Here is a 23497-nt window from a genome sequence, read left to right as displayed (position 1 = left end):
TGCCACCGCCCAACGAGTAACTATCGCCCGCGTGGGGCGCCGAACAGCCGCGACAGCAGCCAGATCGGGACCACGATCACAGCGCCGAGCAGGAAGTAGCGCCACAGCCAGTTGACGGCGTCGAAGCCGAGATCCCACAGCCGCTGGAACAGCATGCGGATGCTGTGCAGGATATTCCAGGGGTCGAAGCCGATGGCAGCGAGCACCACGCCGACCAGGATCGACAACAGAATCAGCCGGAATGCCACCGACAGCGGCGAGCCGCCGAGAAAACGGTACAGGCCGTCATTGCTGGCCGGCAGGTCTCTGACGTCGTTGGGCATCGGTTTCTCCTCGCGGGTCGTGCGCATTATAGGCACGGCGGGGCACATGGGGAACCCGCAGATATCAGTCAATGGCCGCCATGCGCCTTCGGAATGCTAATTTGCCGTCACGTCCTTCAACATCCGTTCCAGCGTTTCCAGCCGGTCGGCCTCGCGCGGCGGCTTGTCCCAGCGCAGCCGGCTGATGCGCGGAAACCGCATCGCGACGCCGGATTTGTGCCGCGGCGAGCGCGCCAACCCCTCGAACGCCACTTCGAGCACCAGCCCCTCATCCGGCTCATGCACGACATGGCGGACCGGGCCGAACTTTTCGGTCGTGTTGCGGCGGACGAAACGGTCGATCTGCAACAGCTCTTCATCGGTGAACCCGAAATAGGCCTTGCCGACCGGCACCAGTTGCTCGCCGTTCTCGCCATTGGTCCAGACGCCGAAGGTGTAATCCGAATAATAGGACGAGCGCTTGCCGTGGCCGCGCTGCGCGTACATCAGCACGGCGTCGATGATGTGCGGATCGCGCTTCCACTTCCACCACTGGCCCCTGGGGCGGCCCGGCAGATAGGGCGCGTCGCGGCGCTTGAGCATCACGCCTTCGACGGCATCGGCATCCTCGCCGGCGCCGGCACTGGCGGGATCGGCACGCGCGGCTATCAGCGCCTGCCAGCTATCGAAGGCGATCGTTGGCGACAGATCGATGCGGGGGTCGTCCAGCTTCCGGACGAACACTTCGAGATGCGCCCGGCGCTCGACAAACGGTAATTCGCGCAGGTCGTTCTCGTCGTCGCCGAGCAGGTCGTATGCGCGCAGGTGGATCGGAAAGTCCTTGGTCAATTTCGGCGAGACGACTTTTCGATTGAGCCGCTGCTGCAATACGTTGAAGGTCTGCACGCGGCCATCACGCAGCACCAGCAGTTCGCCGTCGATCGCGCCGGGCAGGTGCAGCGAGTGCAGGAGGTCGGGGAAGCTTTTTGTAATATCCTCGCCGGTGCGCGAGTAGAGCCGCGCCTGCATGTGCCCGCGCTCGTCGCGACCGCTTACTGCCTGCACGCGAATGCCGTCCCATTTCCATTCCGCGATGAAATCGGCCGGATCGAGACTGGCGAAGTCCGTGTCCTCGATCGCATGCGCCAGCATCACCGGGCGGAACGGTGCCGGATCGCGGTTGACCGGTTTTTCGCCGCGGCCTTCCAGCCAGGCGAACAGGTCGAGATAGGGCGGGGCGAGGCCCGGCCAGATCAGTTCGATCTCGTGCGGATCCTTGTCGCCAAGCGCCGCCGCTGCGGTTTTGGCGAGCCGCGCCGAAATCCCGATCCGCATCGCGCCGGTGACCAGCTTTAGCAGCGCCCACCGACCGGTCTCGTCGAGTTCGTCGAGCCAGCGCGCGAGCTGGCTTGGCAGTTCGGTCTTGCCGAGCGTGCGAAGCGTGGTGACGACTTCACTCAGCGTCGGAGGCGGAGGGTTGTTGTGGCGGCTATGTGGGTGCGGGCCATTATTGACATCGCCCGTGTGGTACCCCTCTCCCTGACCTCGAGAGCGAGCTTCGCTCGCCTCGGACCCCGCATCCGCCTTCGCCAAGGCTTCGGCGGACACGAGGGGGGAGGGAACGGTGAGAGTTGTTGATGTGGCTTTAGATATTGTCTGCGGTGAAAGCCCAGCACTCAACTGCGCTCCCTCCCCCCTTGCGGGGGAGGGTGGGGGAGAGGGGTGGCCCAGCAAAGACTCGCGGTAGTTCTCCCCGCCCTTCGGCCACATCAGCGCAACCGTCTCGGATAAGTCGCCGACATAATCGTAAGACAGTCCGAACAACACCGGATCAGTACGATCCATGATCAGGTCACGAACAAGCCCCGGCTTGGCGTGCTTGAACGACAGCGCGCCGGTCAGCGCCGCCAGCGCGTAGCCGCGGTCGGGATCGGGAGTGTCGCGGAAATAGGCCGTGATCAGTCGCAGCTTGTTGTTGCGGCCGGGCTCATAGGCGAGCCGATCCAGCAGTTCGGCAAAGCGGTTCATGTCTCGGCCTCGTCGGCCGCCACCACCTCGTGTTCCTCCTCATCACCGTAGCCGACCAGATCGAGCGGCCGCGCGGCAAGCCCGCGCGCCTTGCACCAATGCACCAGCGCGTCTTCCTGGCCGTGCGTGACCCAGACCTCGCCGGCACCGGTCGCCGCGATGGTGGCGGTCAGGCCGTCCCAATCGGCGTGGTCGGAAATCACCAGCGGCAGTTCGACGCCGCGCTGGCGGGCGCGCGCTCGCACCCGCATCCAGCCCGAGGCAAACGCCGTGACCGGATCGGGGAAACGCCGCGTCCAAATGTCAGAGGTAGCCGTCGGCGGCGCCAGCGTGATGGTGCCGGCGAGATCGGCCTTCTTCATGCCCTTCACCAGCCGCAGCTCGCCGAGCGCGACGCCGCGGCTCTCATAATAGCGCGTGATCCCTTCCATCGCGCCATGCAGGTAGACCGGCGCGTCATAGCCCTGCTCGCGCAACAGCGAGATCACGCGCTGCGCCTTGCCGAGCGAATAGGCGCCGACCAGATGCGCGCGTTCCGGAAACAGCGCGACGGACGCGAGTAGCTTTTTCACTTCACCCGCCGCATCGCCATGGCGGAACACCGGCAGGCCGAAGGTAGCCTCGGTGATGAAGACGTCGCAGGATACGACCTCGAATGGCGTACAGGTCGGATCGATCGCGTCCTTGTAGTCGCCGGACGCAACGATGCAGAGGTCCTTGCAGGAAACGGCGATCTGAGCCGAGCCCAGCACGTGGCCAGCCGGGTGAAACTTGATCTTGACGTCGCCGAGGCGGATCTCTTCGCCATAGCGAATTGCCTGCATGCTGCCCGCAAAATTGTCACCGTAGCGCAGCCGCATCATGTCGAGCGTTTCCTGCGTGGCGAGCACGGCGCCATGGCCGGGCCGGGCGTGGTCGGAATGGCCATGGGTAATCACGGCGCGCTCGACCGGGCGAACGGGATCGATATGGAAGCCGCCCGGCTTGCAGCACAAGCCGGCGGCAACTGGCAACAGGATGTCGTGCGGACGCATCCGGGTTATATAGGGCGTCTCCCCGCAATGTTCAGCCGTGTGATGTTTAGCTATCATGCGCGGGCTTGACCCGCGCATCCATCTCTTGAAGAGTCTACTTTTTATGATGGATTGCCGGGTCCCGGCTCCGCCAGGGCTTCGCCGGGCCAAGAATGCGCTCGGCCGGCGTAGCTTCAGCGAAGCCGGCAAGCCCGGCAATGACAAGTTTCGGAACCCATGCCTGCCCGCCTGTTTCTCTCTTCCGGCGATCTGATGGCCGACCGCCGGTTCGAATTCGCGCGCGATCTGCAATTGAAGGGCGATCTTGCTGCCGCCGCCGATCTGCTGATGCAGGCGATCGAACTGGCGCCGGATTTCACCTCCGCCTGGTTCACGCTCGCCGATATCCGCGAACGACTCGGCGAGCATGACGCGGCCATTGCCGCGTTTCGCCGGGCCCAGACCAGCGATCCCGGAGACCGCCGTGGCGCCGGGCTTCGATTGATGCGGCTCGGCGCCGAGCCATTGGCCGGCATGCCGCAGGCCTATGTGCAAACGCTGTTCGACCAATATGCGCCGCGATTTGAATCCTCGCTGGTGGACGATCTCGGTTATCGCGGCCCGGCGCTGCTCTTCAAGGCGGTGCTGGCGGTGCGCACGGCCGCGCGCAAGCCGGCGTTCTTCAAGCGCGCGATCGACCTCGGCTGCGGCACCGGGCTGGCAGCGTCGGCGTTTGCCAGGGAAGTCGATCACTTCATCGGCGTCGATCTGTCGCCGCGCATGATCGAGCGGGCGCGCGCCACCGGCCTCTATGCGGAGCTGGAAGTTGCCGACATGTTGCAGGGCCTGCGCGCGAGGAGGGAGGCCAGCGCCGATCTCATTCTCGCCGCGGACGCCATGGTTTATGTTGCCGACATCGCTCCCGTGCTGGCGGAAGCAGCGCGCGTGTTGGCGCCGGGCGGTCTCATCGCCTTCACCACGGAAACCCATGACGGTGAGGGTGTCAGGCTCGGGCATGGCCTCCGCTACGCACACGCCGCGGCTTACGTGCGCGCGGCAGTCGAGGGGTGCGGCCTGCAATTATCCCGCCTCGAAGAATTATCCGCCCGCAACGAGGACAATGTTCCCGTGCCTGGGCTGGTCGCCGTTGTCGCGAAAACTTGACTGCTCTTCCCTTCTCCCCTTGTGGGAGAAGGTGGCGCGGATGCAATCCGCGCCGGATGAGGGGTTCTTTCCGCGGACACAGACCCCTCACCCGTCTCGAATGAGCTGGCGCTCATTCGATCCACCCTCTCCCACAAGGGGAGAGGGTGAAACTTGAGTCTAGGCGCTACGCACACCGCGAATGGCGGCATTGCGTGCGTCATGTCAGCTATTGCCAGGGACACTGGAATGCCTGATCAAAGCTCCCATAAGGGAGAAACAACAATGAACAAGAAACAAACCCGCCGTGAATTCGGCGCCACCGCGCTCGCTACCGCTTTTGCATCAACGCTGCCCGCGCCGTTCGTTTGGGCCGCGGAGAAAAAATACGATCCGGGTGCGAGCGACACCGAAATCAAGATCGGGCAAACCGTGCCGCATTCCGGTCCCGGCTCGCTCTACGGCGTGCTCGGCCGCGTCGGCGAAGCCTATTTCCAGATGCTGAACGAGAAGGGCGGCATCAACGGACGCAAGGTGAAATTCCTCACCATGGACGATGCCTACAGCGCGCCGAAATGCGTCGAGGCAACGCGGCGGCTGGTCGAGCAGGAGGAGGTGCTGGCGCTCTACGGCTCACTCGGGACCGCGCCGCAGACTGCCGTGCACAAATATCTCAATTCGAAGGGCGTGCCGCAATTGCTGCTCAATACCGGCGCGTCGAAATGGAACGATCCGAAGAACTTCAAGTGGACCATGGCGGGCCTGCCGCTCTATCCGACCGAAGCGCGCATTCTCGCCCGGCATGTCGCGAGCGTGAAGCCGAACGCGAAGATCGGCATCCTCTACCAGAACGACGATTTCGGCCGCGATTTCCTCGGTCCCTTCAAGAAGGTGCTGGCGGACGCCGGCGGCACTGCCAAGGTGATCATGGAACAGACCTACGATCTGACCGAGCCGACGATCGATTCGCAGATCATCAATCTCTCTAAATCGGGCGCTGACGTCTTCTACAATATCTCGACCGGCAAGGCGTCGTCGCAGTCGATCCGCAAAGTGGCTGAACTCGGCTGGAAGCCGCTGCACCTGTTGTCGGCGGGATCGACCGGCCGTTCAATTCTCACCGCCGCCGGCTTCGAGAACGCAACCGGCATTGTCGCCATCCGCTACGCCAAGGAAGTCGGCGTGCCGCGCTTCGAGAAGGATCCGGACGTGATGGCGTTCGAGGAATTGCGCAAGAGATATTTGCCGAACGTCGACCCTGATAACACCATCGCCTTTGCCGGCTACGGCCAGGTCGCGTCGATGGCGGAAATCCTGCGCCGCTGCGGCGACGAACTCACCCGCGCCAATGTGCTCAAGCAGGCGACGACGCTGGCGGGCTTCCATTCGCCCTATTTCCTCGATGGCGTGAACTACAGCTACACGCCTGAGGACTACACGCCGATGAAGACGCTCTACATCTCGATCTTCAACGGCAAGGACTGGGACATTTCGGATAAGCCGGTGACGGAGTGAGAGCAGGCGGTCATTCCGGGGCGATGCGGAGCATCGAACCCGGAATCTCGAGGTTCCCCGATGCGCAATTGCGCATCTGAGGTTCGCGCTTTGCGCGCCCCGGAACGACGGCGCTAGCGGCTCTAGCCCTCGACGAACCCGCGCCAACGGCTTACTTCTCCTGGTGTGCCGTCGCCCGATCCCTTGCCCCTCACGCCGCTTGAAACGGCTGCGCTGCTGCCCGACCGCTTCCAGCGCTGGTTCGCCGCGCGCGGCTGGTCGCCGCGCGAGCATCAATTGGCGCTGCTGGCAAAGGCCCGCGACGACCGTTCGGCGCTCTTGATCGCGCCGACCGGCGCCGGCAAGACGCTTGCCGGATTTTTGCCGACATTGGTGGAGTTGAGTGCGGCATCTTCCAACCTCCCCCTGAATGGGGGAGGTCGGCGCGCGCCTGAGCGCGACGGGTGGGGGTCAGCCGCGGGCACGGAGCACGCGGCTGACCCCCACCCCAGCTCTCCCCCTTTTAGGGGGAGGGGGCTTGAGCTGCAAACTCGCTCCAACCTCGTCTCCACCGGCCGCAGCGTGAAACGCACCGGCGGTCTCCACACCCTCTACATCTCGCCGCTGAAAGCGCTCGCCGTCGACATCGCGCGCAATCTGGAGACGCCGATCGCGGAGATGGCACTGCCGATCAAGGTCGAGACCCGCACCGGCGACACGCCGGTGTCGCGGCGGCAACGGCAGCGGCGTTATCCGCCGGATGTTCTGCTGACTACGCCGGAACAATTGGCGCTGCTGCTGTCGTCCGACGACGCACCGTTTCTGTTTTCCTCGCTGAAACGCATCGTGCTCGACGAGCTGCACGCGTTGGTCACCTCGAAACGTGGCGATCTGTTGTCGCTTGGCCTGGCGCGGTTGTGGCGCCTGGCGCCGGAGATGCGCGCGATCGGGCTATCCGCGACGGTAGCCGAGCCGGAATCGCTGGCGCGGTTTCTGATGCCGCAGCGCGACGCCAAGGACGTGTCGGCCGATATCGTCGTGGCCGGAGGCGCGGCGGCGCCCATCGTCGAGATGCTCGACACAAAGGAGCGGCTGCCTTGGGCCGGCCATACCGCGCGCCATGCGCTCGGCGAAATGTATGACCTGATCCGGCGTAACAAGACCACGCTGATCTTCGTCAACACCCGCAGCCAGGCTGAAATGCTGTTCCAGGAATTCTGGCGCATGAACGACGACGGCCTTGCCATTGCCCTGCATCACGGCTCGCTCGACGTCGCGCAGCGCCGCAAGGTCGAGGACGCAATGGCGGCCGGAAAGCTGCGCGGCGTGGTCTGCACTTCCTCGCTCGACCTTGGCGTCGACTGGGGTGATGTCGATCTCGTCATCAATGTCGGCGCGCCGAAGGGATCTTCGCGGCTGATGCAAAGAATCGGCCGCGCCAATCACCGCATCGACGAAGCTTCGCGCGCGGTCCTGATCCCAGCGAATCGTTTCGAGGTGCTGGAGTGCCGCGTCGCGATCGATGCCATTGCGGAGAATGCGCAGGATACGCCGCCGTTACGCACCGGCGCGCTCGATGTGCTGGCGCAGCACGTGCTCGGCTGCGCCTGCGGCGAGCCGTTTTTTCCAGATGATCTCTATGCGGAAGTCCTGACCTCGGCGCCTTATTCCTTGCTGACGCGAACCGATTTCGACGACGTGGTCGATTTCGTCGCCACCGGCGGCTATGCGCTGAAGACCTACGAACGCTTTGCGCGAATTAAGCAGGACAAGCAGGGTCGCTGGCGCGTTGCCAATCCAAAAGTGCGGCAGAGCTATCGCCTCAATGTCGGCACCATCGTCGAAGAGACCATGCTGAAGGTCCGCCTGGTGCGCTCGCGCAGCGGCGGGGCCGGCTCGACCGGCGCGCTCGGCCGCGGCGGGCGGATGCTGGGCGAGATCGAGGAAGCCTTTATCGAAGGCCTCGTCATCGGCGACACGTTTGTGTTTGGCGGTGAAGTCGTCCGCTACGAGGCGCTCGCCGAGGACGTGGTCTACGTCTCGCGCGCCAACGACAAGGACGCGAAAGTGCCGTCCTATATGGGCGGCAAGTTTCCGCTTTCGACCTATCTCGCCGAGCGCGTGCGCAAGTTGCTCGACGACCGCCGCGCGTGGAACGCCTTGCCCGATCAGGTCCGCGACTGGCTGTCGCTGCAGAGGGAGTTTTCCCGCGTGCCGGCGGTGCAAGAACTCCTGATCGAGACCTTTCCCCGCGGCAACAAGCATTACCTCGTCTGCTATCCCTTCGAGGGCCGGCTGGCGCACCAGACGCTCGGCATGCTCTTGACGCGGCGGATGGAGCGGGCGCGGGTGCGGCCGCTCGGTTTCGTCGCCAACGAATATGCACTGGCCGTATGGGGCCTCGGCGATATGTCGTTCATGATCCGGCACGGCAAGCTCGATCTCAACGCGTTGTTCGATCCGGACATGCTGGGCGATGACCTCGAGGCGTGGCTCGCCGAATCCGCGTTGATGAAGCGTACCTTCCGCACCTGCGCCATCATCTCCGGCCTGATCGCGCGGCGCTTCACCGGCGAGGAAAAATCCCGCCGCCAGGTGCTGTTCTCGACCGATCTGATCTACGATGTGTTGCGCAAGCATCAGGCAGACCACGTGCTGTTGCGCGCCGCGCGCGCCGATGCCGCCACCGGCCTGCTCGATCTCAAGCGTCTGGGTGATATGCTCTCGCGTATTCACGGGCGAATCAGCCATCGGGAACTCGAACACGTTTCGCCGCTCGCAGTTCCCGTGATGCTGGAAATCGGCCGCGAGTCAGTTTATGGCGAAGCAGGCGACGAGTTGCTGGCGGAAGCCGCCGATGAACTCGTCAAAGAGGCGATGGGATAAGCGGGAAGGCACGTGACGGCAGGGGCGCAGTCTTCGGGAGACGATCAACAGATGCGCGCCTCGAAGGTCATGGTTGCCGACGTGACGTTCCGCGCCGACCTCTCCGGTGCGCTGTTCTGGCAGGAGCAGCGCCTGCTCGTCGTCTCCGACCTGCATCTGGAAAAAGGCTCCAGCTTCGCCGCGCGCGGCGTGCTGCTGCCGCCCTACGACACCGTCGCGACGCTGAGCCGGCTCGCCGCCGTCATCGCCCGGCACGACCCGCGCATGGTGATCGCGCTCGGGGACAGTTTTCACGATCGCGACGCGCATCAGCGGCTGTCGGCGCCGGATCGCGACGCGCTGTCAGCGATGCAGGCGCGGCGCGACTGGATCTGGATATCGGGCAATCACGATCCGGCCCTGCCGCCCGACCTCGGCGGCACGGTGGCGAACGAAGTCGCGATCGGGCCGATCATGTTCCGCCATGAGCCGACGGGGGCGGCGGGTGAAATCGCCGGCCATCTGCATCCCAAGGCGCGCGTCGCCACCCGGGGACGATCGATGGAGCGGAGGTGCTTTGCCAGTGACGGCGAGCGCGCGGTGATGCCGGCGTTCGGCGCCTATGCCGGCGGCCTGAGCATCCGCGATCCCGCGTTTGCGAAGATTTTTCCGACGCCGGGCCTGATGGCGCATGTGCTCGGCGACAACCGGCTGCACGCGATAGCCGCGTCAAGGTGTTATTGAGCGATCGCATTCGCGGCGGTGCCGTAGGGTGGGCAAAGCGTAAGCGTGCCCACCATCGGGAGCGGCGCATTTGATGGTGGGCACGGGCGCAAGAGCGCCTTTGCCCACCCTACGATTCCTCGTATCGCTACGCCGCCTTCGCATCCACGCCGTCGCAGAACTCGGCGAGGCGGTCGGCGAGTCGCAGCGTGGCGGGGCTGGCATCGGGCGAGGCGACCAGCGCCAGTTCGGTCTTGTCGATCGGCGCAAAGCCGTCCTTCGCCGTGAGCACGCGATGGCCGGCCTGGATCGCGATGTCGGAGAGAATGCTCAATCCCAATCCTGCGGCGACTGCGGCCTGGATGCCGGCGAGGCCGGAAGACGTATAGGCCATGTGCCAGGAGCGCCCCGCGCTTTCCAGCGCATGGATCGCGCGCGAACGATAGAGGCAGCCGGCGGGAAAGCCGATCAGCGGCACCGAGCCAGCGTCGATATCGACCGGATAGGTTTTGCTGGTGACCCAATGAACTTTCTCCGGCCACACCGCGATCGCGCCTTTCTCGCCGGCGTCGCGCTTGAGCAGCGCCAGATCGAGATCGCCGCGTTCGATGTCGCGCCTGAGAGACGTGCTCTGGTCGGCACGCACATCGAGCCGCAGGCCCGGCCGTGACCGCGCAAATGTCGCCAGCAGCTTGGCGAGACGATAGGCGGCGAAATCCTCAGGGATGCCGAGCTTGATCGCGCCCTCGCTTTCCGGCCGCGCCACCACGTCGCGGGCTTCCTCGGCGAGCGACAACAGCCGCCGCGCATAGGAAAGCAGCCGCTCGCCGGCCTCCGTCGGCGTCACGTCCTTGCCGTTGCGGTTCAACAGCGGCTGGCCGAAATCGTCTTCCAGACGCTTGATCTGCTGGCTGACAGTCGATTGCGTGCGGTGGACCCGCTCGCCGGCGCGGGTAAAGCCGCCGGCATCGATGACAGACACGAAACTGCGCAGCAGCTCCAGATCGAGCATGTGAATGCTCCATTTATAAATCCACTGATCGCCAGTTTATCATTTAATTTCCAAATATCAAAGCGCAGCCCTAGATCATAGGCGAAGGAGACTATCCATGTCGCTCGCCCCTTCGGTCGCGGTCCCCCGCGCCGGCTTCAATCTGTTACCGCTCTATATCGGCCTGTTCTGTCTGCTCTGGAGCTTTGCCTTCGTCGCCGGCAAGGTCGGCGTCACCGACTGCCCACCGCTGATCCTGCTCACAGCGCGATTTTCGCTCGCGGGAGTCCTCATCCTCGGCATCACGGCGCTGCGTGGCGAGGCGTGGTCCTCGCTGACCTGGCGCGACGCCGGAATCTTCGCGATTCTTGGCGTCGCCAACAACGCGCTCTATCTCGGTCTCGGCTACACCGGGTTGCAGACGGTATCGGCCGGCCTCGGCGGCCTGATTGTCAGCGCCAATCCGGTTTTCACTGCTGTGCTTGCGGCGTTGTTTCTCGGCGAGGCGCTGACCTGGCGCAAGGTGGCGGGACTTTTGCTCGGCATCTCCGGCGTCGCCTTCATCGTCTGGCACCGCATGTCGGTCGGCACGGATAGCTTTCACGGCATCCTGTTCACACTCGCGTCGCTGGTCTCGATCGTCGTCGGCACCATCCTGTTCAAGGTGCTGGCGCCGAAGGGCAGCCTCTGGGTCGGCAATGGCGTGCAGAATCTCGCCGCGGGCGTCGTGCTGCTGCCGTTTGCGTTCACGCTCTCCAGTGTCGGTGACATCGTGCCGAGCGCGCGGCTCGCCGGCGCGTTCGCTTTCCTCGTGCTCGGCGGATCGATCCTGGCTTACCTGCTCTGGTTTCACCTCTTGAAGGTCTGCGGCGCGACGGCCGCGAGCGCCTATCACTTCCTGATGCCGCCGCTCGCCATGCTGTTCGCCTTCCTCGTGCTCGGCGAGCACATGGAATTGCGCGACCTGCTCGGCATCGTTCCCGTAGCGCTTGGCATTTATCTGGTGACCCGTCCCGCAGTAGTAGCCGGTCAATCTTCGCAAGGAGCAAGTCAATGACAGTTACCATCACCCTGATCGGCGGCCCGACGGCGCTCATCGAAGTCGACGGCTTCCGGCTACTGACCGATCCGACCTTCGATGAGCCCGGTGCCTATCAACTGCCGCACGTGAAACTGGAAAAACTGGTCGGTCCCGCCGTCAGCGCGCATGATATCGGCGAGGTCGATGCCGTGCTGCTCAGCCACGACCAGCATTCGGACAATCTCGACCATTCGGGGCGCGCTTTTCTCAAATCCGCCAAGCGCGTGCTGACGACGGAGGTCGGCGCCAAACGGCTCGGCGGCCATGCCGAAGGGTTTGCGCCGTGGGCGTCGACCGAACTGACCGGCAGGAACGGTCATTCGCTGACCATCACCGCGACGCCGGCGCGTCACGGCCCGGCGGGAATCGAACCGCTGGCGGGCGACGTGATCGGCTTCGTGGTTTCGTCGAGCAGGCCGGGCAGCCGTCCGATCTACATCAGTGGCGACACCGTCTGGTACGACGGCGTTGCCGAAGTGGCGAAGCGGTTCAAGGCCGGCGTGGTGCTGCCGTTCGCGGGCGCGGCGCAAACCCGCGGCCCCTTCCACATCACGATGGACACCAACGATACGATCGAAACCGCGCGCGCGTTTCCGGATGCGGTGATCGTGCCCGTACATACGGATGGGTGGAAACATTTCCGCCAGAGTGCGGACGATCTGCGCGCCACCTTCGACACGCTGGGGTTTGGACCGCGTTTGCGGATTCTGGAGCCGGGGGTGGCAACGGTTATCGAGCCGCTAGGCGCCGCGTGACGGACCACCAGAAGGCAACAGACAAGCTCGTGGTCCGGAACCTGTTCCCGCCAGATACGTTGTCGCCGGGGCTGGACACTTGGCATGTCAGTTCGCAACAAGCCGCATCGGAAGCGCCACGCGCACAGGGCGCATCGGCCGCTTCACTTCCGTGATGCGCTGAGAGCGCTCGGGCCGGGCCTGATCACCGGCGCGTCCGACGACGACCCATCGGGAATCGGCACCTATAGCCAGGCAGGCGCACAGCTCGGTTACGGCATCGGCTGGACCATGCTGCTGACGTTTCCGCTGATGGCGGCGATCCAGGAAATCTCCGCACGCGTCGGCCGCGTCACCGGGCATGGTATCGCGGGCAATGTGAGCCGGCATTATTCGCCATGGTTGCTCAGCGTGGTGGTGGCGCTGTTGTTCATCGCCAACACCATCAACATCGGCGCCGATCTCGGCGCCATGGCGGACGCCACCAAACTGCTGATCGGCGGCCACAGCATCTTCTATGTATTGCTGTTCGGCGTGACCTCGGTCGCGGCGCAGATCTTCCTCGATTACAAACGCTACGTGTCGGTGCTGAAATGGCTGACGCTCAGCCTGTTCGCTTACGTTGCCGCGCTCGCCTTTGCAAAAGTTTCGTGGAGCGACGCGCTTGCCAGCATTCTCGTTCCGCGCCCGACCTGGAGTGTCGAATATTTGACCACCATCGTCGCCATCTTCGGCACCACGATCTCGCCCTATCTGTTCTTCTGGCAGGCCTCGCAGGAAGCCGAGGACCAGCGCGTCGACAAGGCGAAGCGGCCGCTGGTCGAAAGGCATTACGGCGCGCAGAAGGAATTCAATCGCATTCGCGCCGACACCATCGTCGGTATGGCGTTCTCCAACCTGATCGCATTGTCGATCATCGTAACCGCCGCGGCGGCGCTGCATGCGGCCGGCAAGACCGATATCCAGAGCTCGGCGGACGCGGCCGAAGCCCTGCGTCCGATCGCCGGCGCATTCGCTGAAACGATTTTTGCGCTCGGCATCGTCGGCACCGGATTGCTGGCAATTCCGGTGCTCGCCGGCGCCGCCGCCTATGCCGTCGGGGAGGGACGGCGATGGCCGGTCGGGCTCGCGCGCAAGCCAAAGGCCGCCGCCGCGTTCTACGCGGTGCTGGCGCTCTCGGCTGGCATCGGCATCGCGTTGAACTTCACGCCGATCAACCCGATCTCGGCGCTGTACTGGAGCGCGGTCATCAACGGCGTGCTCGCCGTGCCGGTGATGGTGCTGCTGATGCTCATGGCCCGCCGCAGGGACGTGATGGACCGCTACGTCATCAAGGGCCCGCTCTATTGGCTTGGATGGCTGTCCACCGCGGCGATGCTGCTCAGCGTCGTCGCGATGGGGGTGGGGTTTTTTGCCGGGAAGTCTTGATCGTGTCCCCGACGCGGTGCATCGCAAAGCGATGCGCCGCAGAGCCGGGACCCACCTGCGATGGACCCCGGACCAGCAGTGCATCACTTCGTGCTGCGCTGCATCCGGGGAACGCCCTCAATCCTTCCGGAACACGATCGACGCCATCCATCCCGTCATCAGCGCCATGAACGCCGTGACGAGCCCATAGACAAACCCGTTCTGGCGGGCGGTAGTCGCGACGAACTGTTCAAAGCCGACTTTCACGATTTCAAACGCAGTGTCGGTCTTGGCCATCAGCGCGCCTTCGGCGAACAGCTTGATCTCGACATTATAGAGACCGATCGGCACTTCCGCAGGCAGCGGAATGCCGGTGCGGAACAGTGTCGGCGTCAGGAACGTCACCGCCGAGGTCTCCTCGCGATAGAGGCCGTGCTGCTTGCGCAGCCGCACGAACGCACTGCGGAACGCATCGTCCGGCACAACGTCGGCATAGTCGGGCCCGACGCGCTGGGTGAGCAGCACGTTGTTCAGCCCGAGCTGCTGCCGCCGCTGCACCTCGGGCGAGGCGATGGCGTCGAACGGGCGGTTGGAAAACAGCGCCAGATAGGTCGGCACTTGGAGGAACTGCCGGGAGTCGGTGTTGATCCAGATCCCGAACCGGCGCTCCTTGCGGCGCGTCACCATGTCGGCGCGCGGGCCGGCAACTGTCACCACGAGATCGTAGCTGCGATTGGCCGGCGTGGTGGCGTCCTTCTCGACCGAACCGAACAGCACCAGCTCCTCGCCGGAATAGTTCGGCGTCACGGTGACGCGATGGTTCGATACAGACACGATCAGCCGCTCCGCCTGCGCGGGCGATGCCGCGAGCACGGCGCCCAGCGCAAGGCTTGCGAGGATGAGCGGAGCGCGCACGATCATCCGGTGCCCCCCGTCTCGCGGATGGTGAAGAGATCCTCAGGCCGGATCACCAGCTCGACGGCAAAACGGACTCCGACGGCGAGCACCAACAGACCGAGCAGCAGCCGCAAATGCTCGCCGCGGATTTTCTGCCCCGCGCGGGCGCCAAACTGGGCCCCGGTGACGCCGCCGACCATCAGGATCAGCGCCAGCACCGCATCGACCAGATGATTGGTCACGGCATGCAGCATGGTGGCGAACACCATCGTGACCAGGGTGAGCACCATCGAGGTGCCGATCACGGTCGAGGTCGGCACCCGCAGCACATAGATCAACAGCGGCACCAGGATGAAACCGCCGCCGATCCCCATCACGGCGCCGATGAAGCCGATGACCAGCCCGATCACGACGACCGGAATGACGGACAGATAGATTTTCGAGCGCTTGAAGCGCATCTTCAACGGCAGGCCATGAATCCAGACATGGCTGCCCGGGCGGCGCGTGGTGACCGGACCGCCCCGGCGGGCCCTTAGCAGCGCCCGCAGGCCTTCCCAGAACATCAGGGCGCCGACGGTGGTCAGCAGGATCACGTAAGACGTCGCGATCATGAGATCGAGCTGACCGAGCGAGCGCAGCAGCGTGAAGGTCCAGACCCCTAGCGCCGTGCCCAAACTGCCGCCGCTCAGCAGCACCACCGCCAGGACCGGATCGATGGCGCGCCGCCGCCAGTAGGAGATCGCGCCGGAGAACGAGGACGCCGCGATGTGGCTGGCGACCGAGGCGACCGCGACCGCGGGCGCAATGCCGACGAAGATCAACAGCGGCGTCATCAGGAAGCCGCCGCCGATCCCGAACATGCCGGAGACGAACCCAACCGCCGCGCCCATCGCCAGGATGAGGAAAACATTGACCGGAATGTCGGCGATCGGGAGGTAGAGCTGCACGCGCGTCTGCTTTTGTAGCTTTGCCGCAAGAGACGGCCGAGGGGCCGCTCAGGGCATGGTTTCTCTTGTATTTGCCGGCAGTGGAATCCGGTTCGCGCATGCACCTTTGCGTGCGCAGGGCCGGTTCCCGCGCCTTTGCATAACTGAATTCGGCAGCGTGAGGGACTAAAAATGCCCGGCAAGGCAAATTTTTGCCGTACGCGCGCGTGTCTCAGGACGTTGAAACGCTGTTACAAAATCCGGAAAGCAGTCGGTTCGTGGGACCGGCACTCGGCCGGCTCAGGGCGTTCCGAGCGGGTCGGTGACGAGGTTCATCGCCAGCGCCTGCTTGGGGCTGAGCCAGCGAATGTCCCTGGTCTCGGACATCGCTTCCACGATCGAGGATGAAACCCCCATTTTGGTCATGTAGCCCAACACCGCGCCGGATATCCGCTGGGCCTCTGCGACAGGATCGCCCAAGGGCCTGGTCGTGACAAACCGATGAACGCCCAATGCCGAGCCCAATACGCCGTAGCGGGCCTTGCCTCCGGCATAGGCCAGCACGCAGGCGCTGGCACAATAACCGGGCTTGATGCGGCCCGCAGCGTCGGCGCTGCCGACTGCGGTCGCTAGCGCCCGCGATCGGATGATCTCGCCCATGATCACGGCCTGGTTCAAATCACCACCGGGGGAGGCCAACAAAACGATGTCACCTGCCGCGAGATTGGCCTGGTCCAGCCTGCTGCGAAACCAGCTCGCCGCGGCGGGGCCGATCGTGCCGCTGACGAACAGGGCGCGGCGGCCCCGGCTCGAGCCGTCGAGATGTAGCGTATCGATCACCTGGGATGTCAGGCTTGGCGAGACGTACTGGTCCTTCCAGTAGTGCCAAGCCTCCGGCTGCGACAGGTCCCGGTAGGCGCGAATGCAGACGCCGGCAACCAGCAGGATGAAGATAGCCACCGTCCAAAACTGCCATTGGCGCCGGGGTGGCTGGGGCGGCGGCGCCGGGGCCTGACCGGGCGGGAGGCGCGGTGGCGCAACCGCAGGGCCTGTCGGCGAGCGGCGGAGGCGATTTTCCCCGTGCTGGCTGTCGTCGGCTGACAATCGATCCTCTTTGCAGGCCGGACCCGTTCAGGATCAGGCTGACCAGAAGCACTAATACGAATTTGTGGCCGAGGATATGGCAGCGATGCCGGCGGTAAGCGCTTAGTGAACGGCGGCGGTGCGCTTGGTCGCAGCCGGTTTGGCGGCGGGCTTGCCCGTGGCCGGTGCGGGGGCCGAATCCCAGCCGCCGGCGGGTGACGCCACGTTAACGGCCTCGTCGGGCTGCGGCTCCACGGTGAAGGTCTGGATCGCAAGCTTGGCCGCTGCCAGCGACTGGGCGTCGAGGCGCTTGGCAACATCGTCGCGCTTGCGGCCGGCATCTGCATCGCCTTGGGCGGCTGCGAGGCTGAACCATTTGAAGGATTCGGCGAGGTTCTGTTCGACGCCGATGCCGCGGGCATAGAGGATGCCGAGGTTGAACTGGCTGTCGGCGACGCCGCGATCGGCGGCTTTGCGGAACCAGGTCGAAGCGCTCTTGTAGTTGGCACCCTTGCCGCCGCCATCGGCGTCGAGCACGGCCAGATTATGCATCGCCTTGGCGCTGCCGCGCTCGGCCGCCTGCAGGTAGTAGCGCCGCGCGATATCCAGGTCCTTTTTCACGCTCATGCCCTTCTCGTAGAAGGTGCCGAGCCGGAACAGGGCGGGCACCACGCCGGCCTGCGCCGCGCGGTCGTACCATTTGGCGGCCTCGTCGAGGTTCGGGGCGACGCCCTTGCCTTCGGCAAAGCGCACGCCGACCTCGTAAGCCGCGGCCGGGTCGCCCTTCAGCGCGGCGGCGCGCAGCACGGGCCCGCCGATGCCATCAGGCAACCGCTCGCTCGGCGGCACCGCGATCATCGCAAGCTTGCCGCCGCTGGCCGGCATCGCCTGGATCGCTCCAGTGATATCGCTGGCAGTAACCGGGGATGCCGTGGCCTGCGGCGGAGCTGCGACCCGCGCGCTGTCCAGTGTGTTCGGTGCGGAAGAATTGTTCGATTGCTTCTCGACCGGCGTCGGCGAGATCATCGAGGGCGCCTGCGGCGCGGGCATTGCGGGCGCGGGCCTGGCGCTGCTCTCCGAGGCTGCGGGGGCGTGCGCCGGTGGGGCCGGCTCGCTGGACTGTTCCATCATAGGCAGATGCAGCCCGCTGCCGGTATCGAGCAGCGTCATCGCCATCTTGAAGGTGCCGAGCACGATCACGACCACGCTCGCCCCGACCAGCAGCGAACGGATCTTGGAGGAAATGTTCGAGGCGTTCTTGTCGTCCGCCTTGGCCTTGTCGCCGCCCTTGTCCTTCGATGCGGCCTTCGCAGCCGAACGCCCGGCTTTCTCAGGCGGGGGCGCGGCGGCTGCGGCCTGCGCGGCGCGGCGCGCGGCGGCAATGAAGCTCGACGAACTGACCGGCTCCTTCGGTGCGGAAGCAATCTCGCTGATCGCGTTTTCGGACGCGGCGATCCGTTCCGATGGCGACGCGGCACGCGGTGGCGGCCGCGTGCCGGGCTCGAGCGGGTGATCCGGCGGCAATTCCGGCGCGATCGCGGTGCGCGGTGCGGCCGCGTGCGGCTCCAGGATTTCGCTGATCGCGCGCGGTGGTAGTGGCGGCGCAACCGGCGCGGCCGGCTGCACGGCGTGGAATTCGCGCGGGGCGGCGGCAAAGGGCTCCGGAGCATTCCCCTGCAGCGCGGCAGGGTTGGGCAATTCCGGCTTCGTTTGCTGCGGATAGGTCATCAGCGGCGTGGTCGGGCGGGGCGCTTCCTCGCGCGTTTCGGCCGTTGCAGGCGAAGCGGCGGAGGTCGCCGGCGCACCGCGAACCTCGCGCAGATCGCCTTCGATCATCGACAGGCGATCGACCACATGGCCGAGCGTATTGTTAACGGTCTCCAGCGAGTCCTGTGTGCGGCGGTCGGTTTCCGACTGGCTGAAGCGGATGTCGGACAGTTCGCGCTTGACCAGATCGACGATGCCCGAGTCCGCCGGCTGCGATGCACCGCCGGAATTGCGGGTGGAATCGGCGAGCGCGACCAGGCTGGCGTGCTGGCGTTCGAGAGAACGCAGAATGTCGTGCAGGCCTTCCTCGACCCGTCCGAGGTCGATGGTGGGTGCGGCGGCGGAACGATCGTTGGAGGCTTCCAGGCGCTCCAAGAGATACGAGACGCGTTGTTCGAGATGGGCAAATGCCGACGCATTGTCGTCGCCGGCCGGAATGCGGTCGAGCCGTTCCGACAGCGAGCGCAGCGCGTTCTCGACATATTCCGAAGTCTCGCTCGCGGCCGGCGGCTGTCGGGATTCCAGCGTCGAGGTCAGCGCGGCCAGGCGCTGTTCGAGAATACCGAACGCATCGCTGTTACCGTCAAAGCGGGAAAGCTGGTCGACCTTGGCCGACAGCGTATGTACGTCGTCGGCGAGCCGGGCCAGCGCGTCGTTGGAGGCGACGTTGGAGACGATTCCGCGCAGCGCCGCGATCGCGCTTTCGAGCTGTTGTACCGTCGACGGGTCGTCGTTCGAGCGCAGGATCAGGTCGAGCTTGGCGCCGAGATTGTGGATCGCCTCGTCATAGCCGGTGAGCTGCTCGGCCGGCGTCAACGAGCGTAATGCTTCGCGGATTTCGCCGAGCGCGCGCTCGATGTTGGCCAGCATCTGGCCGTCGGTGCCATTATGGCGGCTATCGTCGATGCGGCGGGACAGCGAGCGGATCTCGTTCTCGAGCGATTCGATCTCCCGGCGCGGCACCGCCTCGGTAATGGCCTGACGGATTTCGGCAAGCTCGCTGCGGAACGCCGCAATCGACTGTTCGATATGATCAGGACGCTGCAGCGCCTCGATCTGGCTCGTGATCTTGATCAGGTGCCGTTCGAGCGAAGAAAAGTCCGGCCCCGCAGGCGCGGCCTGCGTCATTGGCTGCGCAGATTTGGGCTGCGCAGAATGGGGCTGGGCGGCCGAGGCCGTCGGCGCGGCATTGCGCGGCGACATCTGGCGCGGCGGTGGAGCATCGAGTTCGTTCTGGCGCGCGGCGATTTCGGCGACCGCAAAATCCATCGAGGCCGGGCTGAGCGGCGGCGCCGGGCGATAGACCTGGGCCGCGGCACGCTCGACCAAATCGGTCTGACGCTGCCTTTCCTGCATCTGGGCCTGACGAGCCGGCACGGGATTCGAAATCTGCGACAGCCGCGCGTCGAGGCGCGAAATGGCCTCGTTGAGCTGGCGGGCCACCGTCGGCTCGCCATGAGCGGCTTCGCCGCGGGCTGCAGGCCGCGAAATCTGCTCGATCTGCTTTGTGATCGAATCCAGCCGCTGGTGAATGTCGGCCACGTCGGGGATCTGCCGGCCCGGCGTCGCCGCCCGTTGACCGGAGGGCGCGCCGAAACTGGGCGGGGCCGGTTCCCCGATGGTGGAATTCAGCCATTCGTTCAGCGACATGCCGGCGCGGCGCGCAGCCGCCTCGGCTCTGTCGCGGACCGATGGATCGATGCCGTCAACACTCCACGATACGCGCGAATTCATGCTCTCGTCCGGTTCCGCTACGGCGCCCCACCCGCGCCATCAGCCTCCCCGCGCGTCCCACTGAAGAGACAATCGTATTTTCGCGCGGGTCGCCTGCCTCGGAACCGACTTTTCCGCGTTACGGTAAAGAAGGGGTTAAGGAATGGGGCGGACGGCCCCAAAAGTTACCGGCCGGCCAAATCGGCCGGCGTTAGCCGCTGCTTTCGCGCTTGCTGTCCTCGATCGGCACGACGTTGGTCCGCTCCACGCCGGAAGACAGGGCCGACAATGCCTCGATCGCCTCTTCGCACCATTCCGCCACGGCGCGCTCGTGGGCGAGGCCGATGCGAAGTCCCAGCAATTTGCCGACATCGGCCGGCGGTGCCGTGCCGTCAGGGAATCGCTTGTTGAGCAGGCGTTCGTAGCGGGCGAAGCGGTCGCGGTGGTGCTCCAGCCGCGCCATCAGGTCGGTGCGGAGCGGTTCGATGTCGACACTGTCCAGCGCGTAGAGCCGCACCAGGAGGTCGTCCTTGATCGAAGCCGGAACGCTCGGCCGCGCAGCCCAGTGCCGAAGCGCGGCGCGCCCCTCCGGGGTGAGGGTATAGACCAGCTTGTTCGGCTTGCCGGACTGCACCACCTCGCGGCCCTGGATGTGGCCGCGGTCGCGAAGCTTGGTGAGTTCCCGGTAGATCTGCTGGTGGTCGGCCTTCCAGAAAAACCCGATCGAGTTGTCGAACGTCTTGGCGAGCTCGTAGCCCGTCATCGGACGTTCGGTCAGGCAAGCAAGGATCGCGTCACCAAGCGCCAAGACGCCGGCCTCCGGCTTTCATTGTCATTTGACATTATGCATAAAATTGCATATGCGTCAACGCGCATAAGCTCCGGAGAAGCCCATTCCCCGGCGCCAGCCCGTCATCGCCCGCACAGGAGACATGATGACCATGAGCGGCCTCGACAAGTGGTACGGCTACATGAAGTCCCATGACACGGCGGCGCTATGGGATCTGTTGCACCCGGATGCGGTGTTCGAAAGCCCGGTCGTACATACGCCGCAGCGCGGGCGCGACATCACTTTCAAATATCTGGCGAGCGCCGAGAAGGTGCTGGGCGGCCCGGGTTTCAAATATGTCGGCGAATGGCGCAGCCCGAATGGCGCGGTCCTCGAATTCGAAAACGAGATCGAGGGCATCAAGATCAACGGCGTCGACATCATCACGTTCAGCGATGACGGTAAGATCACGCACTTCAAGGTGATGGTGCGTCCGCTGAAGGGAATCAATCTGCTGCACCGCTTGATGGGGGAACAACTCGCCAAGCAGTGACAAGGGCGAGAGATCAAGGCCGTCACCATCCCCGGCGCCGTTTATGTCGCAATGGCTGTCGGGATATTTGCGGGCCTGGTCACTCCCTAGGACATCGCGAACCGGATAAAGTCGCTTTCCGGAGCGCCGCATAGTTTCAACTCAAGCGCCGCCGTCAGTTTTCAAGCCTGCCCCGCCGGGAGAACATCATGCCGATCTACAAAGCCCCCGTGGAAGACGTCACCTTCCTGCTCAACGACGTGTTCCAGATCGACCGCTACGACAATCTGCCCGGTTTCACCGACGCCTCCGCCGATGTGCGCGAGGCGATTTTGGGCGAGGCCGCAAAACTCTCCGAAGAGGTGCTGCAGCCGCTCAACCGTGTCGGCGATCTCGAAGGCTGCAAGCGGCGTGACGACGGCTCGGTGACGACGCCGAAGGGGTTCAAGGAAGCCTTCAAGCAGGTGGCCGAAGGCGGTTGGCTCGGTCTGTCGGCGCCGGCGGAATATGGCGGGCAGGGGCTGCCGGTGACGCTGAGCCAGGTCGTCACCGAATTCCAGAGCGCGGCCAACATGGCGTTCTCGATGTATGGCGGCCTGACCATGGGCGCGACGGCTGCGCTTCTGGTGCACGGCAAGCCTGAACAGAAGAACATGTTCGTGCCGAAGATGGTGGCGGGTCAGTGGACCGGCACCATGAACCTCACCGAGCCGCAATGCGGCACCGATCTCGGCCTGTTGCGCAGCAAGGCGGTGAAGCAGGCCGACGGCAGCTACAAGATCACGGGCACCAAGATCTTCATCTCGTCCGGCGAGCATGACCTCGCCGAGAACATCATCCATCTGGTGCTGGCGCGCATCGAAGGCGCTCCCGCCGGCATCAAGGGCGTGTCGCTGTTCGTGGTGCCGAAATTCCTCGTCAACGCCGACGGATCGCTGGGGCAGCGCAACGGCGTGTCCTGCGGCTCGATCGAGCACAAGATGGGCATCCACGGCAATTCCACCTGCGTGATGAACTACGACAACGCCACCGGCTGGCTGATCGGCGAAGAGAACAAGGGCATGCAGGGCATGTTCGTGATGATGAACGAGGCCCGCCTCGGCGTCGCCGTGCAAGGTCTCGCGCAGTCCGAAGTCGCCTATCAGAACGCCGTCGCCTATGCGCGCGAGCGCCTGCAGGGCCGCTCGCTCACGGGCGCCAAGGAGCCTGAGAAACCGGCCGACCCGATCATCGTGCACCCGGATGTTCGCCGCGTGCTGCTCACCATCCGCGCCTTCAACGAGGCGGCGCGCGCCATGGTAGTGTGGACCGCGCTGAAGAGCGACGTCGCCCACCGCTCTTCCGATCCGAAGGACCGAGAGGCCGCCGACGACCACATGGGCCTGATGACCCCGGTCATGAAGGGCGTGATGACCGACGTCGGCTTCTCCAATGCGGTGCTGGCGCAGCAGATGTATGGCGGCCACGGCTATATCGCCGAGCACGGCATGGAGCAGTTCGTGCGCGATGCGCGCATCGCCATGCTTTATGAGGGCGCCAACGGCATCCAGGCGCTCGACCTGGTCGGCCGCAAGCTGCCGCGGAATGGCGGCCGCGCCGTGATGGCCTTCTTTGCCGAAGTCGCAGGCTTTGCCAAGGAGCACGGCGGCAATGAGGCGATGAAGCCGTTCGTCGCGCCGCTCTCGACCGCGCTGGGTCATCTGCAGCAGGCCACCGGCTGGCTGATGCAGAACGCGCTGACCAAGCCCGACAATGCCGGCGCCGCCGCCACCGACTACATGCAATTGTTTGGCCTCGTCGCCTTCGGCTACATGTGGGCGCGGATGGCGAAGGTGGCGCAGGACAAGATTGCGGCTGATGGCGCCACGCCCTATCTGACGACCAAACTGGTGACCGGCCGCTTCTTCATGGAGCGGATGCTGCCGGAAACCCACGTCCATCTGGCGCGCATTCAGTCCGGTTGCGCGACCACCATGGAACTAGCGGCGGAAGCGTTCTGATTTTTCGCCGTTTCCCGTTCGATCTGCCT

Annotated in this window: 18 protein-coding genes; 9 read left to right on the top strand and 9 right to left on the bottom strand. The window is 65.0% G+C overall.

What is annotated here, in order from left to right; translation table 11 throughout:
• Positions 1 to 20 precede the first annotated feature (20 nt).
• The 3 genes from V1292_RS05335 to V1292_RS05325 form a co-directional block, all read right to left on the bottom strand.
• Entirely contained in the window at positions 21 to 323 is a 303-nt protein-coding gene (locus V1292_RS05335; protein ID WP_334370832.1) for a DUF6460 domain-containing protein, read from the bottom strand.
• A gap of 96 nt (positions 324 to 419) precedes the next feature.
• Positions 420 to 2330 (bottom strand): cisplatin damage response ATP-dependent DNA ligase, encoded by a 1911-nt coding sequence (locus V1292_RS05330; RefSeq protein WP_334370830.1) that lies wholly within the window; start codon positions 2328 to 2330, stop codon positions 420 to 422.
• Positions 2327 to 3364 carry a ligase-associated DNA damage response exonuclease gene (locus V1292_RS05325; protein WP_334370829.1) on the bottom strand — a complete coding sequence of 346 codons (1038 nt, stop codon included), beginning with the start codon at positions 3362 to 3364 and terminating at the stop codon, positions 2327 to 2329. Before V1292_RS05325 ends, V1292_RS05330 begins: the two co-directional genes overlap by 4 nt.
• Before the next feature lie 216 nt (positions 3365 to 3580).
• Between V1292_RS05325 and V1292_RS05320 the strand changes: the two genes are divergently transcribed.
• The 4 genes from V1292_RS05320 (at position 3581) to pdeM (ending at position 9589) form a co-directional block, all read left to right on the top strand.
• Complete coding sequence (locus V1292_RS05320) at positions 3581 to 4507, top strand: class I SAM-dependent DNA methyltransferase (protein ID WP_334370827.1); 927 nt, start codon at positions 3581 to 3583, stop codon at positions 4505 to 4507.
• 264 nt (positions 4508 to 4771) lie between these two features.
• Positions 4772 to 6001: an ABC transporter substrate-binding protein gene (locus tag V1292_RS05315; RefSeq protein WP_334370825.1), complete on the top strand. Its 1230-nt coding sequence runs from the start codon at positions 4772 to 4774 to the stop codon at positions 5999 to 6001.
• Positions 6002 to 6184: 183 nt separating this feature from the next.
• Complete coding sequence (locus tag V1292_RS05310; RefSeq protein ID WP_334370823.1) at positions 6185 to 8866, top strand: ligase-associated DNA damage response DEXH box helicase; 2682 nt, start codon at positions 6185 to 6187, stop codon at positions 8864 to 8866.
• 51 nt (positions 8867 to 8917) lie between these two features.
• On the top strand, positions 8918 to 9589 hold the full coding sequence (gene pdeM, locus V1292_RS05305; protein WP_334370821.1) for a ligase-associated DNA damage response endonuclease PdeM: 672 nt from the start codon (positions 8918 to 8920) through the stop codon (positions 9587 to 9589).
• Positions 9590 to 9716: 127 nt separating this feature from the next.
• Here the strand turns inward: pdeM and V1292_RS05300 are convergent, their stop codons facing one another.
• The gene (locus V1292_RS05300) at positions 9717 to 10580 is read right to left on the bottom strand and encodes a LysR family transcriptional regulator (protein WP_334370820.1); all 864 of its coding nucleotides are present in this window, start codon (positions 10578 to 10580) and stop codon (positions 9717 to 9719) included.
• A gap of 97 nt (positions 10581 to 10677) precedes the next feature.
• Here V1292_RS05300 and V1292_RS05295 point away from each other — a divergent pair, with 97 nt between their 5' ends.
• The 3 genes from V1292_RS05295 (at position 10678) to V1292_RS05285 (ending at position 13802) form a co-directional block, all read left to right on the top strand.
• On the top strand, positions 10678 to 11616 hold the full coding sequence (locus V1292_RS05295) for a DMT family transporter (protein ID WP_334370818.1): 939 nt from the start codon (positions 10678 to 10680) through the stop codon (positions 11614 to 11616).
• The gene (locus V1292_RS05290) at positions 11613 to 12395 is read left to right on the top strand and encodes an MBL fold metallo-hydrolase (RefSeq protein ID WP_334370816.1); all 783 of its coding nucleotides are present in this window, start codon (positions 11613 to 11615) and stop codon (positions 12393 to 12395) included. The genes V1292_RS05295 and V1292_RS05290 overlap by 4 nt, the downstream gene beginning before the upstream one ends.
• 84 nt (positions 12396 to 12479) lie before the next feature.
• Positions 12480 to 13802: an NRAMP family divalent metal transporter gene (locus V1292_RS05285; RefSeq protein WP_334370814.1), complete on the top strand. Its 1323-nt coding sequence runs from the start codon at positions 12480 to 12482 to the stop codon at positions 13800 to 13802.
• 117 nt (positions 13803 to 13919) lie between these two features.
• Here V1292_RS05285 and V1292_RS05280 read toward each other — a convergent pair whose 3' ends face one another.
• From V1292_RS05280 to V1292_RS05260, 5 genes are all read right to left on the bottom strand, one after another.
• Positions 13920 to 14702, bottom strand: coding sequence for a TIGR02186 family protein (locus tag V1292_RS05280; protein WP_334370812.1), 783 nt, complete (start codon positions 14700 to 14702; stop codon positions 13920 to 13922).
• Positions 14699 to 15625 (bottom strand): sulfite exporter TauE/SafE family protein, encoded by a 927-nt coding sequence (locus V1292_RS05275; protein ID WP_334370810.1) that lies wholly within the window; start codon positions 15623 to 15625, stop codon positions 14699 to 14701. The genes V1292_RS05280 and V1292_RS05275 overlap by 4 nt, the downstream gene beginning before the upstream one ends.
• A 279-nt stretch (positions 15626 to 15904) precedes the next feature.
• On the bottom strand, positions 15905 to 16564 hold the full coding sequence (locus tag V1292_RS05270; protein ID WP_334370808.1) for a hypothetical protein: 660 nt from the start codon (positions 16562 to 16564) through the stop codon (positions 15905 to 15907).
• Between the two features lie 246 nt (positions 16565 to 16810).
• The gene (locus V1292_RS05265; RefSeq protein WP_334370806.1) at positions 16811 to 20188 is read right to left on the bottom strand and encodes a hypothetical protein; all 3378 of its coding nucleotides are present in this window, start codon (positions 20186 to 20188) and stop codon (positions 16811 to 16813) included.
• 190 nt (positions 20189 to 20378) lie between these two features.
• Complete coding sequence (locus V1292_RS05260) at positions 20379 to 20975, bottom strand: PadR family transcriptional regulator (RefSeq protein WP_334370805.1); 597 nt, start codon at positions 20973 to 20975, stop codon at positions 20379 to 20381.
• Positions 20976 to 21102: 127 nt separating this feature from the next.
• Here V1292_RS05260 and V1292_RS05255 point away from each other — a divergent pair, with 127 nt between their 5' ends.
• Together V1292_RS05255 and V1292_RS05250 are read left to right on the top strand one after the other, a co-directional pair.
• Positions 21103 to 21489, top strand: coding sequence for a nuclear transport factor 2 family protein (locus V1292_RS05255; RefSeq protein ID WP_334376945.1), 387 nt, complete (start codon positions 21103 to 21105; stop codon positions 21487 to 21489).
• A 188-nt stretch (positions 21490 to 21677) separates the two neighbouring features.
• A complete protein-coding gene (locus V1292_RS05250) occupies positions 21678 to 23468 on the top strand; it encodes an acyl-CoA dehydrogenase C-terminal domain-containing protein (protein ID WP_334370803.1) in 1791 nt (596 codons plus the stop codon).
• Positions 23469 to 23497 lie beyond the last annotated feature (29 nt).

Source organism: Bradyrhizobium sp. AZCC 1719 (assembly GCF_036924525.1).
In the GTDB taxonomy this organism is placed as follows: domain Bacteria; phylum Pseudomonadota; class Alphaproteobacteria; order Rhizobiales; family Xanthobacteraceae; genus Bradyrhizobium.
The sequence above is the reverse complement of the archived record's forward strand: the minus strand, read 5'-3'. Positions and strand labels throughout refer to the sequence as shown.